This window comes from Bifidobacterium sp. LH_417 (assembly GCF_056357035.1).
Genome location: NZ_JBKEVI010000008.1, coordinates 37,808 through 51,860, shown reverse-complemented (window position 1 = coordinate 51,860; position 14,053 = coordinate 37,808). Strand labels below are relative to the sequence as shown.

The following is a 14,053-nucleotide window of genomic DNA, read 5'->3' as shown; positions in this document are numbered from 1 at the left end:
GGGGGCGGAGAAGGTGATGCCGGCTTTACCGGTCGGCGACCACCCCCAGTCGGCTGTACCGACAGCCCCCGCCAGCGGGGGCGGGGAACAGCCATCCGAAGAATGACCGGTCTCCGCCAGCGGGGCGGAGGGGCGGTCAGGCGAGCCCCTTCCTCTTGCGGTATTCGTTGGTGATCGTCCAGGCCATGGCCGCGACAATCGCCGCGATACCGCCGATCAGCAGCCACTGGAGGGCGCTCGTACCACCGGTGAGCGGCAGGACGGAGGTCGCGGTCCGGTTCGTGAACGTGGCCACATGCACGCCCTTGAACGGATCAGCGGTCTCGGCGTCGACGTTCTCGCCCTTGCCGAGGAGTCCGGCCGAACCGCCGGTGTCCTTCTTCACGCGGGTGAGCGCGGTCGTGGCCGTCATGCCGGTGCCGGGCGTGTAGGTCACGGTGATGGCCAGCGTGTACTCGCCCTTCGAGTAGGTGAGTCCGTGCGCGGAACCACCGCTGCCCGCAGTGCCGTCGGTGCCGATCTCCTTCAACGTGTAGTTGAAGGTGGCTGTACGGTTCCCGGCCTTATCTACGGTGACGTTCTTGATGGAGTCCCAGTCGAAGCTGAACGTGCCGAGTGTGCCGGCGTTCGTCAGCGCGTCACCGTCGGGCTTCGCCACGGTGACCGTGCACGACGTGGCCGTGGCACCGGACGCACCAGACGTGCCGGACGTCGTCTTGCACGCGTCGGCCGGCTGGTCGGCGGTGCCGGCGCCACCGGTCGGCAGCGGCGCGGTGCCGGTCTTCTCAGTCTTGTCGCCGGTGTCGAGCTGGAACTTGAACGACAGCTCGTCGGGCCATGCGGCGTTCGTGCCACCGATGGTCTTGCGCACGGCGGCCGTGGCGGTCGTCGGCGTAGGCGTATCGGCGATGCGCGCCATCACCGAACCGGTGACGAGTGCGCTCAGACGTTCCTTCTGGCTCAGGTCGACGCGCCCCACGCCCGCGGTGCCTTCCGGATCATCCTGCGTGGTGGTCGGCATGAGGTAGTCGGTGTCGGTCACGTACACCAGGTCGCCGCCAGCCTCACGCGGATCGTATTCAAGCACCGTGTTGGGCGAATCGCCGTACTTCACGCGGATCGTGGTGCTGGAGGAAGCCGCGCCGGTCGGCACGATCTCGCCATTGACCACCTTCGCGGTCTGCACGCTCTTGCCCGTGCTGCCGCCGAACGCGACCGAGGAGTCCTCGCTCGCCGGATCGGAGTACAGGCCGGCCTTCATCTTGAGCCAGGTGAGCGTGCCGTCCACGGACTTGCTGTTGCCGTACGGGGCCATGGTCTTGATGAGGTTGCCCACGCCACGCGCCACGGTCACGCCGTCATCCTTCGTGCCGGCGTCGACGAATACGCCGTACTCGTTGATGACCACCTTGACGGGCTTGTCGTTGATCTCGTAGCCCTTCGGTGCCTTCGTCTCCACGATCACGTACTCGCTGCCGGTGCTCAGATTCACGCCGTCAGTGTTCGGGAACGTGCCGGAGCCGTTGAACTTCGGCACCGTGATGCCCGCGCCGTTGGTGACGCCCTTCGTGTTGTTCGCGGTGGTGAGCTTGTCGACCGCCTGGCCGCAGGTCTCCTTCACCTTCGCGGTGGTGGACGTGTCGCAGCCGTCGGTGCCGGTCACCTTGTACAGCGAGAACTCGGCGCCATTGAGCGGCTTGCCGTCCGGGTCGGTCTTCTGCACGGACACGGCGTTGCGGATGTTCGTCACGTACAGCTTCACGCCGAAGGTACGCACGAACGCGGCGGTGCCGGTATCAGCCAGCAGATGCGTGTTGCTCGCGCTCACCTTGTCCGGATCGGATTCGGAGGACCAGTAGTAGCCCACCGAATACTTGGCCGCCTTCCCGTCACCGTTCCAGTAGTAGTAGTCGCGGATATCGCCGGGCAAGTCGCTGAGCAGCACGTCATAGGTGCCGTTCGACGAGAGGCGGAACACGTTCGGACTGCCATGGAACGCCTGCATCACGGCGGTCATGTCGTCGTTGCCGCCCTCGTTCTCGGGATCGGTGACGGTCCAGCCGTCAAGCTGGTCGCCGTAGATGCCGCGCCACTTGCCGTCGTTGCCCTTCTGGAACACCACGGCGAACAGCGTGCCGTTCTTCACCTTGTCGGAGGACAGATGCTGCTGTTTGCCGTTCTCCGTGTAGTACATATCGTCGGCGTCGGGGGCGCTCACCTGCACCTGGGCCATGGCCAGCGAACCGGTGTCCCATACGTTGCCATTCGGATCCGAGGTGCGTGGATCGGAGACGAGCACGCCGGAATCGTTACCCGTGCCGCCACCGCTTGCCGCGTTCTTCTCGTATTTGAGATGCATGTCGCCCGACTGCCGGTAGCCGTCCGGCACCTTCGTCTCCTTGAGGATGAAGTGTTCGGTGTTGTACTCGGCAACGAGATCGTCCATGAACACCGGCGCGCCGCTGGTGCTGTCGACGAGGTTCAGATCGCCGTTCTCGTCGGTCGTGCCTGTGGCCACGACCGCCCTCGTGTCACGGTATGTGGAGTCGGTGGTGTACATCGTGAATTCGGCGCCGGGCACGGCCTTGCCGGCCTGATCCACCTTGACGATGCTGCTTTCCGGCGCGGTGACGAGGTTGAACTGCAGGGACAGGTCGGAATCCTGCCAGCCACGCTCCATGTAGAAGAACTTCATCGTGTGGTAGGTGCCGTCCGCGAAGGTGCTGCCGTTCCACTTGGTCGTGCCGTCCTTCCCTGCGGCGACGTACTGGTCGTACAGGGTGGTCTCCTTCTTGGAGGCTTCGATGACCTGGCCCTGCGGCGTGCGCACGGCCGTGGTCACCTTGCCGGTGGAGAAGTCGATGCTCATCGAGGAGGCGTCGTGGATGCCGCCCAGATCACCCACGAGCACATCGTCGATGAACAGCCACACGTCGTCGTCACCGGCGAAGTCGAAGGTCACCGGCGCGGAATTGTCGACGGTGCGGCCGTTGTTCGTCTGCACGAAGCGGCTGCTCATGGTCAGGCCGAGGTAATGGTTGAGCTTGGGGTCGTTCGCCTTGACGTTCGTGTCCATCACCAGTTTGCCGTCCGCATCGGTCTGCGGCACGGTCTGGCCGTTCTGCGTGGTGGTCTTGAACACGTCGCTCGCGGAGTTGAACGGGAAGAACTGGCCGGGAGCCGTCTTATTGGCGGTATTCACGCCTTTGGCGTCATACAGCTTGAACGAGTTCGTCGACTTGTCGTAGGAGGCGAAGTTCTTCTGGCTATCGTACGTGTAGTAGCCATTCTTGTACTGGAACAGGCCGCTCACATTGCCGTACCTGCGCTTGCCGTTCTGCTTGGACGCGTCGAACAGGTAGGCGAGCGACTCGTCCTTGGCGATGCCTGTCACGTCGTGGTTCACGCTGGTGTCCTGCTTGAGCTTCGGGTATCCGTTCTCCAGCGTGTTGTACACCATGCCGGCGCGGAACGGACCGGCGTTGATGGACCTGTCCCGCACCCAGTAATTGTGCAGCTTGTAGGAGGCGTCGCTGTACGGGTACTCCGGATTCTTGCCGGCCACGCGGTTGAAATGCAGCTGATGGCCGTTGTTGATGCCGCCGTACCAATACGGGTACTGGCCGTCGTCGGTCTTCACGTATTGGGCGTCGGAGGCGTCCTCCTGATCCCACCAGTAGTCGAACAGGTTGGTGGTCAGGCCGCTCGGATCGGTCACGCCATCGTCCGCGTTAAGCACGTGACTGTCGAAGATGCTGCTGTCCTGCGTGCTGACCGGACGGCGGCAGCCCACGACGCTGATGTACTGATCCGCACTGCAGTCCTTCAGCGTACCGTCGGCCGCGGCGGCCGCCGAGTCATCGGCACCATTGGCTGCAGCGTCGGAATCGTTCGCAGTGCCATTGGCTGCGGCGTCGCCGGAACCGTTCGCGGCATCGCCGGAACCGGTCGTATCGCCGGACGCACCGGCCGCAGCATCGGAACCGGAATCGCCGGTCGCGGTGTCACCAGAGTCGTTCGCGGTACCATCCGCCGAGCCGGCAGTGGAACCGTCCGTGGCCGAACCGGACGTCGTGCCGTCGGCACCAGCCGAGGTGCCGGCTGCGGTGCCCGTGCCGTCCGTACCGTTCACGGCCGCAGCACCCGCGCCGCCGCTCGTCTGCGCGACCACCGACGAATCATTGCCGCCGGCCGCATCCGCGGCCTGTGCCACGTTCACCGCCACCGCAGTCGTCGCCATCATGCAGCATGTCGTCAGCATGGCAACTACCGCTTTGAAACCAAAGCCCCCTTGTTGAATCTTCGCGCGTGTCAAGACTTCACCTCTCATTCCACCTCGTACGGACGGCTCCGACCTCATCGGCCTTGACCTCGTCGGATTCCCGGAACGACGTTCCGAAACACCCCCGTGACATCAACGTTGCTGTCCATACGATTGTCTCACACCACCGAAGAGTACAGGCGGTATTCCCCAACCAGCACACCCCCTTTGAGGCCTGAAACCCCCTCGATTTACGCCGGATTCACTACGTTGCCGCTATGCCCCCCCCCCCCGCGGCACCCTTGATTGACACGCCGGATGGCGAAAAATGTTCACAACGTGGTCGCATTCCCCATTGACCGCGCCCCAACCAACCCAACCGTGCCAACCGTGCCAACCGTGCCACACGACTCCCTCCCCGGCCGGCACGACTCCCTCCCCGGCCGACCGGTTCCCTCCCCGGCCGACCGGTTCCCTCCCCGTGCGGCACGACTCTCTCCCCCAAAAACACGATTCCCTCCTTGGATCGTCACGGAAAACCGTAACAACCCAAGGAGGGAACCGTGCAGACCGCGGTGCGGACCGTGACAGGCGCGAACCGAGCCGTGCGGACCGGGGTGCGAACCCCGATCAACCACGATCAACCCCGATCGATCCCGATCAGTTGCCGTTGACCGAGCCGCCGCCGGTCTGCTGCACGATCGCGGCGAGGAAGTCGCGGTTCGTGGCGGTCTTCTTGAGGCGCGGCACGAGCGTCTGGTATGCCTGCTCGGGCTCCATGCCGCCGAGCAGTCGACGCAGACGGTACACGACCGGCAGTTCCTGCGGCGCGGTGATGAGCTCCTCGCGGCGGGTGCCGGACGCGTTGATGTCGATGGCCGGGAAGAGTCGCTTGTCGGCGAGCTCGCGCGACAGGCGCAGCTCCATGTTGCCGGTGCCCTTGAACTCCTCGAAGATCACCTCGTCCATCTTGGAGCCGGTCTCGACCAGCGCGGAGGCGATGATCGTGAGCGAGCCGCCGTTCTCGATGTTGCGGGCCGCGCCGAAGAACTTCTTCGGCGGGTACAGGGCCTGCGCGTCGACGCCGCCGGACAGAATGCGGCCGGAGGCGGGCGCGGCGATGTTGTAGGCGCGCGCGAGTCGGGTCATCGAGTCGAGCAGCACGACCACGTCCTGACCGAGCTCCACGAGTCGCTTCGCACGCTCGATGGCGAGCTCGGCGACGGTGGTGTGGTCGGAAGCGGGGCGGTCGAAGGTCGAGGAGATGACCTCGCCCTGCACGGTGCGCTCCATGTCGGTGACTTCCTCGGGGCGTTCGTCCACGAGCACGACCATCAGATGGACTTCCGGGTTGTTTGCGGTGATCGAGTTGGCGATGTTCTGCAGCGTGATCGTCTTGCCGGCCTTCGGCGGGGAGACGATGAGGCCGCGCTGGCCCTTGCCGATCGGCGAGACGATGTCCATGATGCGGCCGGTCAGCTTGTTCGGCGTGGTCTCCTGCTTGAGGCGCTCCTGCGGGTACAGCGGCGTGAGCTTGCTGAACTGCGGACGGCTCATCGCCTGCTCGACGGTCATGCCGTTGATCGAATCGATGGACTGCAGCGGCACGAACTTCTGACGCTGGTTGCGGCGGTCGCCCTCGCGCGGCGCGCGGATGGCGCCATGCACGGCGTCGCCCTTGCGCAGACCGTACTTCTTGACCTGTCCCATCGAAACGTACACGTCGTTCGGGCCCGGCAGATAGCCGGACGTGCGCACGAATGCGTAGGAGTCGAGCACGTCGACGATGCCGGCGACCGGCACGAGGTCGTTCTGCTCGCCGCGGCCCGCGCGCTCGCCGCGATCGGCACGCTCCGCGCGCTCGGCACGGTCACCGCGGTCACCGCGATCGTCGAACCGCAGATCGCGCACATTACGCTCGTCGTCGCGACGGTCGTCACGTCCGTCGAAGTCGCGGTTGCGACCGCGCAGACGACGTCCGCGACGGTCCGCGTGATCGTCGCGCGCGTCGCCGCGGTCGCGACGCTCACCGCGGTCGTCGCGACGGTCGCGCGCACGATCGCCGCGGTCACGACGGTCGTCGCCCGCGTTGCGCTGCGCGTTGTCCTGCGAGGGCAGCGTGGCGAGAATATCGTCGAGGTCGCGCACGACCTCCTCCTGCGTCTCCTTCTCTTCGGAAGGACGACGGCGACGGCGCACGTTCGCGACGATGATCTCGTCGCCGTTCTCGTCGATGGTGTGACGGCGGCCGCGCGCACGATCGGAATCCTCGGTAGCCTTGCCGAGGTCGAGCGTGTCGAGCAGGTGCGCGGTGTCGATGAGCGGAGTGTCAGACGCGGCATTGGTCTTGCGGTCACGGCGGGCGGCACGGTCCTCGCCTTCGTCGTTCCTACGCGCACGACGGGCCTTCGGCGCGACGTCGGGGAATTCGATGCCGGCGAGCGACACAGAGGAGGATTCGACGTTGTCGGCGACGGCGGGCGCATCCTGCACGGCCGACTGGGCGGATTGATCGTTCTTCGACGCATCGTCCGCGGTGACGGCGGGCGCATCCTGCGCGACCGACTGGATGTCGTCCTGGGCAGGCGCATCCTCGTTCTTCACGGTCTTGGCGGTACGGCTCTTGGCCGTCTTCGTGGTCTTCTTCGGCGCACGCACGGTGACGCCTTCGGGCGCGGCACCGCCGGAACGCGCCGCCTGAAGCGTGGCAAGCAGCTCCGGCTTGCGCATGGTGGACGTGCCGCGCAGACCCATCTGCTTGGCGAGCTCCTTGAGCTCCGGCAGCTTCATATCCTCAAGATTCTGGCTATTGGCCACGGTGTTCTTACCTTTCCACAGCACACACCGACACGACATGGCGCACCGGCATTTGCCTGAAATGTGATTGCGGCCTTGGCCGCTACGAAACGTTCGCCGCAATGCAATGCCCGCGAACTGCACTCACTTTACAACGTCGAGCCGACCAACGCAAAAGCCCCCTCGCATTGAGGGGGCTTCGGTAAGACGCGTCTCACCGGCTGCTGCCGCGTAACGGAAACGTGATGACGTGTGCGGCCTCTAGTCGCACCGAGGGAAGACGCGCGATGATGCGTCGACCGAGTGGCGACGACGAGGACGCTGCGTCATCTCACTTCTGCTCGTGGTAGGACTTGTCCGTGTTGACGGACCACACGTTCTTCTTCGAGGTCTTGCCGGACTTGATGTTGCCGACGGCCTCGATGGCGGTGGCCATGGAGTGGTCCATGTTGTTGTAGCGGTGCTGGCCGTTGCGGCCGACGCAGTAGAGGTTGCCGAAACCGTCGAGGTATTCGACGAGCTCGTCCATGCGCGAGTAGGTGTCGAAGTAGGCGGGGTACGCCTTCTTGACGCGTTCGCGATGCGAGTCGAGCACGTCGGCGGGACCGTTGATGACGTGCATGCGGGTGAGCTCGGCGATCGCGAACTTGGTGGCCTCCTCCTCGCTCATGTTCCAGAAGGCGTCGCCCTCCTCGCAGAAGTATTCGAGGCCGATCCACACGGTGTTGTCGACGTCCTTGACGAGGTACGGGCTCCAGTTGTTGAAGATCTGGAGACGGCCGACCTTGTAGCCCGGGTCCTGCACGTAGATCCAGCAGTCCGGCACGATCTGCGGGGTGCCGAGCGTGGGGATGTCGGTGGTGTTCTTGAGGCGCAGGTGCTTGACGAGCAGACCGACGGTCACGAAGTCGCGGTACGGCAGGCCGTTGGCGACCTCGACCATGTCGGCGGGCGCGTGCGTGCCGTCGACGGATTCGCGGCCGGCATCGATCGCGTTGACGAGGTCCTTGACCGGCATCGAGGAGATGAACTGGTCGGCAGTGAGCTCCTTGCGGTTGCCTTCGGAGTCCTCGGTCACGACGGACGTGATATGGCCGCCGTCCTGACGGACCTCGACGACCTTCGCGTCGGTGACGACCTTGACGCCCGCGTTCTCGCAGTTCTGCTCGACGGTCTCCCACAGCTGGCCGGGACCGTACTTCGGGTACCAGAACTCCTCGATGAGGGAGGTCTCCACTTCGGCGTTGGAACGCTTCTTGGGCAGCAGCTTCTGGAACGCGTTCTTGAGCACGCCCATGATGGACAGGCCCTTGACGCGCTGCGCACCCCAATCGGCGGAGATCTGGGAGGGGTGACGGCCCCACAGCTTCTCCGTGTAGCCCTCGAAGAACATCGAGTACAGCTTGCGGCCGAAGCGGTTGATGTAGAAGTTCTCCAGATTGTCCTCAGGCAGCTTGTGCACCATGGACTTCAGGTAGGAGAAGCCGGCGACCATCGTCAGCTTGAAGCCCATCGCCTTGAGCGTGTTGGGGCTCAGCGAGATCGGGTAGTCGAAGAAGTGACGGTTCCAGTAGATGCGGGAAACGCGGTGACGCTTGAGCATCACCTTGTCTTCGACCTCGGGATCGGGGCCGCCCGGCTCCATGTCGTGCTCGCGGCCGAGCTTCTTGTCGTCATAGGAGGGCGCGCCCTGCAGCGGCAGGGTCTCCTTCCACCAGTCCATGATGCGGTCGTCCTTCGAGAAGAAACGGTGGCCGCCGATGTCCATGCGGTTGCCGTTATGCTTCACGGTGCGCGAGATACCGCCGAATTCGCGGGTCTCCTCCAGCACGGTGACGTCGTACTTGTCGGCGCCGCCGTCCTTGATGAGCTCCCATGCCGCGGTCAGACCCGCCGGGCCGCCGCCGATGATCACCACGGATTGCTTGTCGGTCACGTTCATCTCCTTATAACAAAAATCACGCATATCCTACCGGAGTGCCCGGAACCGCACGCCACACTTGTGTATTTCCTCACATATGCCCCAACTTGTGCGCGCTCCCATACGACGCTGGGCATCACAGGAACGTCCCCGGGGGCACCGTCCGATGCGCGAGAGGCCAGCAGCGTTCCGCAGCGGCCGCACGACATCTCACGATCCCCAGAGATACCGGCGGGACTCCCCACGGTGTCCGCGTCTCACGATCTCCGAAAGGCCGTCAGCGTTCCGCAGCAGCCGTGATACCTTACGTCCCCTCTCCGAGAGGCCGGGCGAGGCTCCCCACGGTGTCCGCGTCTCACACGATATCCCCGCGGCCCACGCGATATCCCACGTGTCAGTGGATGTCGTCGGGAATATCGATATCCGTTTTCTGCACTTCCTCCACGTTGACGTCCTTGAACGTCACGATGCGCACGTTCTTCACGAACCTGCTCGGACGGTACACGTCCCACACCCACGCGTCGGTGAGCTGCACGTCGAAGTACACGTCCTGGCCCGCGGACCGCACGTTGAAGTCCACCTTGTTCGCCAGATAGAAACGGCGTTCCGTCTCCACCACGTAGGTGAACAGCTTGATCACGTCGCGGTATTCCTTGTACAGCGCCAGTTCGGCACCGGTTTCGTAGTTGTCGAGATCCTCGGCACTCATATCTATCGCTTGTCCTTCGTTCTTCGGTCGGCGGCACTCCGTCGCGGCCAGGGCGTCACCGTCGCGCGTTCCGCGACGTTCCACGGTATCCTGCCGCACACCGCAACGCGTCGCAGCACAGCACAGTGTCAGCAGCACTCCGCCACACGTCGCAACATATCGCAGTGCCCCATAATATCCCACGGATATCGCGAATCCCACAACGCACCGCGATAGTCCACGCAGCACCCCGCAACATGGCGCATGCCTGCGACACGACGCAACATATCGCAGTATCCCGCGAATATCGCGGCGTATCACGGCAATCCGCGATGCTCCGCGCGTATCGCGTCATGCAAACGACGGACCGCACCGCGACATTCCGTCGCAGGTGCGGCCCCGTCTCGTCCGTCATGTGTTGTCAGCTACCGACTGTAGCGACACCCCGGCCCTTACGCGCGGCACACGTCGCGCACTGCGGCGCGACGCACACCGCCGCGTCACTTGTCCGTTTCGCGTTTGCGCCCGCGGCCGAGCGTGCGCCACCACGCTTCCTTGGACGTCTTGCGTTCGTTCTGACCGTACGGCCAGTTGCTTTCCTCGTCGGCGTCGCCGATGTGCGAGCCGGCCGCCTCCGCCTGCTTCGGCGGCAGTCCGAGCCGCTCGCGCGCCTCGTCGGGCGTCATGTGATGCGCGTTCTCACGGCTCGGTGCCGATGCCGCGCTGGATGCCGCGTCGCCGGCGCGCGACACGTCACCGGCGCGACGGTCTCCGTCCGCGCCCTGAGTCGCGACGCGCTGCTGGATGGCGATCGAGTGCTCACGCGCACTCAACGCCTCCTTCACACCGGGATTATCCTCGATGACGTGCATGCCGAACGCGTCGAGCGAGCGGATCGGATCATATTCGTCGACGAGCGTGTCCATGACGATGAGATCCTGATACTTGCCGCTCGCCGGATCCCACAGCGCGTCGCGCGAAGTGCCGGACGGCTCGAATCCGAGCGACTGGTAGACGGACACGGATCGCGAGTTCTGCTCGGGCACGGCCACCCAGATGCGATGCATGCCGAGGCCGGCCGGTTCAGGCGCGAAGCCGTAGGTCATGACGCGCGGCATCGCGTCACGCGAATAACCGCGGCCGCGGTAGTCCTTGCCGAGGATGACCTGAATGCGGGCGGACCGCGACCATCCGTCGATGTCGATGAGGAAGATCATGCCGATGACGTTGCCCGTGGAAGCGGCGTCGACCTCATGATCGGCGTCATGGTCGGCGTCGGTGAGCAGCGCCCATGCCATGGTGCGACGGGATTCCGGGTCGCCTACGCCGGATTCGGTGGGTGCTTGCCCCTGCGTCCAGGCGACGGAACGACGGACCCACGCGTGGACGACGGCGCGTTCCGCGGCCGCATCCTTGCCGGTGATCTTGGTGGCGCCGCTGAAGGCCTCCAGCTCATCGAGCTTGGGCAGGTCCTCCACGGTGGCGGGGCGCAGATGCACCATCTCGCCGCGGATGGGTGGAATCACGATGCGCTCCGGCAGGTCTCGCCGCGGCTCGGCCGCCGATGCTTCCGTGTGCTCAGTCATTTCCTTGTCCAATCCCTCGCATTCGTATCGAATCGCCTGATCGGCATCGCCTCGTTGAAGCCAATCATTGACGAACTTATCCTACTCGTCTGCATAAACCCTGAAAACCCTCTGACCGCTCCAGCCGCACATCCCTTTCCCGGCCCCGCACCCGTACACCAGCCGGCCGCCGGCAATCCACGCGCCATCCCCCACCCAGCCATACCAACCCACGCCATCCTGTGCCGTCCCTTTCCCTCCCCCGCTTGGTTACCCCCCACCCCAGCGAAACAAACCAGACATCAACTGACCCAACCACTCCACGGACAAGCCGCCCAGCGAAACAAACCAGACACAGCATAACCCCACCGCTCCGCCCACACCACCCAGCGAAACAAGCTGGACACAACATGACCAATCCACTCCGCAAGCAAGCCGCCCAGCGAAACAAACCAGACACCATCCAACCGATCCATGCCGCCCACACCATCCCGCACCCAACCCTCGCCCAGCCACCCCCAGCCACACAACCCTAGCCACTCGTCCCTCACCCATGCCCGTGCCCAGCCACACGCTCCTCACACGCCCTCGCCCAGCCCTGACCGCGCAACCCCACCGGACCTCACCTGGTTCCTCCCCATCCCCGCGAAACAAACCGGGCACAACGTACCCCAACCTCTCCACGGACAAACCGAGCAACACCTAGCCAATCCGCACCACCAACACCACTCTGCGAAACAAACCTGGCATGACACAACCCATCCGTTTCGCTAACACTCCTCCCCGCGAAACAAAACGGACACGGCATATCCCAGTCGTTCCGCGGGCACCGCCCAGCGAAACGAAACGGGCACGACATGGCCAGTCTGCCCCGCAGACAAGCCGACCAGCGAAACAAGTTGGGCACCAATTGACCCGTCCGTTTCGCCAATGCCACCCCGCGAAATAAACCGAGCACAGCACGCCCCGGCCGTGTCGTCTATCCCTCGCATAGCCAATTCCGCCCCGACCCCACTTTGAACCGCACCACCATCCCACGAAACAAACCGGGCACAACATGGCCCAACCATTTCACAAACAGACCGGCCAGCGAAACAAACCGGGCACAACATAACCCAGTCGTTCCGCAGGCACCACCTAGCGAAACAAGCTGGGCACAGCATAACCCAGCTGTTTCGCGGGCACCACCCAGCGAAACGAAACGGGCACGACACGACCCATCCGTTTCGCTAACAGCCCTCCCCGCGAAACAAACCGGGCACAACATGGCCCAACCATTCCACGGGCCCTATCTAGCGAAACAAGTTGGACACGACATGCCCCGTCTGCCTCGCGAACAAGCCGATCCGCGGAACAAGCTGGGCACCGGCATATCCCAGTCGTTCCGCGGGCATCACCCAGCGAAACGAAACGGGCACAGCACGACCCAACCGTTTCGCCAAAACGGCATGCTCCCTGCACGCATCAGCGGAGCGGCGCCCACTCCTGTCTCATCCACCCATGCGAAAGACCCCGCCCGACTGGGATTCGCGCACCATTCAGGCACGGCCTCATCCACCCATACGAGGGACCCCGGCAGCCGACAACTTGTCGATAAGAGGAACCCGCCGAGCCACATCATCGAATGTGAACCGAATGACAGTCGTGACGCCTGCTCGCTGCAACGCGCCTTCGCGTTCGCGTTCCGCCGTCACCACACCCTGGATGCTCCTACGGTTCGTCATAGCGGGATTCACATACTTCTCGGTGCCGTCGAACTCCCCGACGATGACGCGACCGTCGGATAAACGCCATACGAAATCAACCCGGTACGACCGTCCGGTCGCGGGATCCGCGAACGCCACCTGGATCTCCGGAACCATGAACCGCTGTTCGATGATGGTGGCACGAGCAAACGACTCACCGCCGTTCTCACTCAGCGGATTCGCATATCGCAACAGCTGGAATACGGGAATCTGGCTTTTCCGCGTCCCTCCGCATGCCGTCAGAATGTCATCGACCGACAATCCTTTCGACAACGCCGAATCGACGATGGGAAGAGCGTCGCGGAATCCCAACAGCGATCCGCAATCGACGACGGTTCTCGCGCCATCCGTCACCGGAATGCCGTTGACCATGATGCACCGCCCCGACGGAGATCTCAACCGCCTTACATGCCGGTCGCCTCCCATGACGGTGCTTTTCGTATCGGTGACGACGGTGACCGTGCCATCGTGAAGGCGCCACTGGTGTTCAAACCCATGCGCCGCAGCCGCCGTAATGCCGCCGAACCGCCAATTGCCGTGTCTGGAGTGCAGCGCACGGGCGAGGTGCAACGTCCGCTCAGGCGGATCAAGCGCTTCCCAATACAACACATCGGCATACATATTGGGAGCGACGCGATGCAGTTCCTTCGCGTGGACACGTCGTGCCAAAGCCTGCCGCTGGGCCGATGTATGGCCGAACACGCATCGGCGTTCGGCTTGCGCGGTCTCGATCAGTGCCGCGACTTCCTTGTGGCGTCTCATGCTCCAACGATATGTGTAGCGATCTCCGCCGCACAACCGATTCTGGGTGATGTGGTCAGTACCCTATTCCCGGAGTCCGCTAGGTTGCGCAGCAATTGCCTTTTCCTTGGAATGACGCCATTATCGCGGATTTCGGCCCATGCAGATGCGCGCATTGAACGCGATGTGTGCCATGTGGATAACTCTCTCCTCACCAGCCAGCAGCCCCGGCCCGAACGACGATAGATTCCACCAAGTGAATCAGTCGGATACCTTGGTGACCGGATCGTTTCGCCAAGCAGTATGCCAGCGAAACGAAACGGGCACACGATAGCC

6 protein-coding genes are annotated in these 14,053 nt (G+C 64.0%); all 6 read right to left on the bottom strand.

The window, feature by feature from the left end:
• Positions 1 to 136: 136 nt before the first annotated feature.
• On the bottom strand, positions 137 to 4,243 hold the full coding sequence (locus tag AC1AYR_RS06425) for a SpaA isopeptide-forming pilin-related protein (RefSeq protein ID WP_476511991.1): 4,107 nt from the start codon (positions 4,241 to 4,243) through the stop codon (positions 137 to 139).
• A 678-nt stretch (positions 4,244 to 4,921) separates the two neighbouring features.
• Positions 4,922 to 7,078: a transcription termination factor Rho gene (gene rho / locus AC1AYR_RS06420; RefSeq protein ID WP_476511990.1), complete on the bottom strand. Its 2,157-nt coding sequence runs from the start codon at positions 7,076 to 7,078 to the stop codon at positions 4,922 to 4,924.
• A 310-nt stretch (positions 7,079 to 7,388) separates the two neighbouring features.
• On the bottom strand, positions 7,389 to 8,993 hold the full coding sequence (locus AC1AYR_RS06415; protein ID WP_476511989.1) for an NAD(P)/FAD-dependent oxidoreductase: 1,605 nt from the start codon (positions 8,991 to 8,993) through the stop codon (positions 7,389 to 7,391).
• Positions 8,994 to 9,372: 379 nt separating this feature from the next.
• A complete protein-coding gene (locus AC1AYR_RS06410) occupies positions 9,373 to 9,687 on the bottom strand; it encodes a DUF2469 domain-containing protein (RefSeq protein WP_476511988.1) in 315 nt (104 codons plus the stop codon).
• 479 nt (positions 9,688 to 10,166) lie between these two features.
• On the bottom strand, positions 10,167 to 11,252 hold the full coding sequence (locus tag AC1AYR_RS06405; RefSeq protein ID WP_476511987.1) for a GNAT family N-acetyltransferase: 1,086 nt from the start codon (positions 11,250 to 11,252) through the stop codon (positions 10,167 to 10,169).
• Positions 11,253 to 12,781: 1,529 nt separating this feature from the next.
• On the bottom strand, positions 12,782 to 13,738 hold the full coding sequence (locus AC1AYR_RS06400) for a hypothetical protein (RefSeq protein ID WP_476511986.1): 957 nt from the start codon (positions 13,736 to 13,738) through the stop codon (positions 12,782 to 12,784).
• Positions 13,739 to 14,053 lie beyond the last annotated feature (315 nt).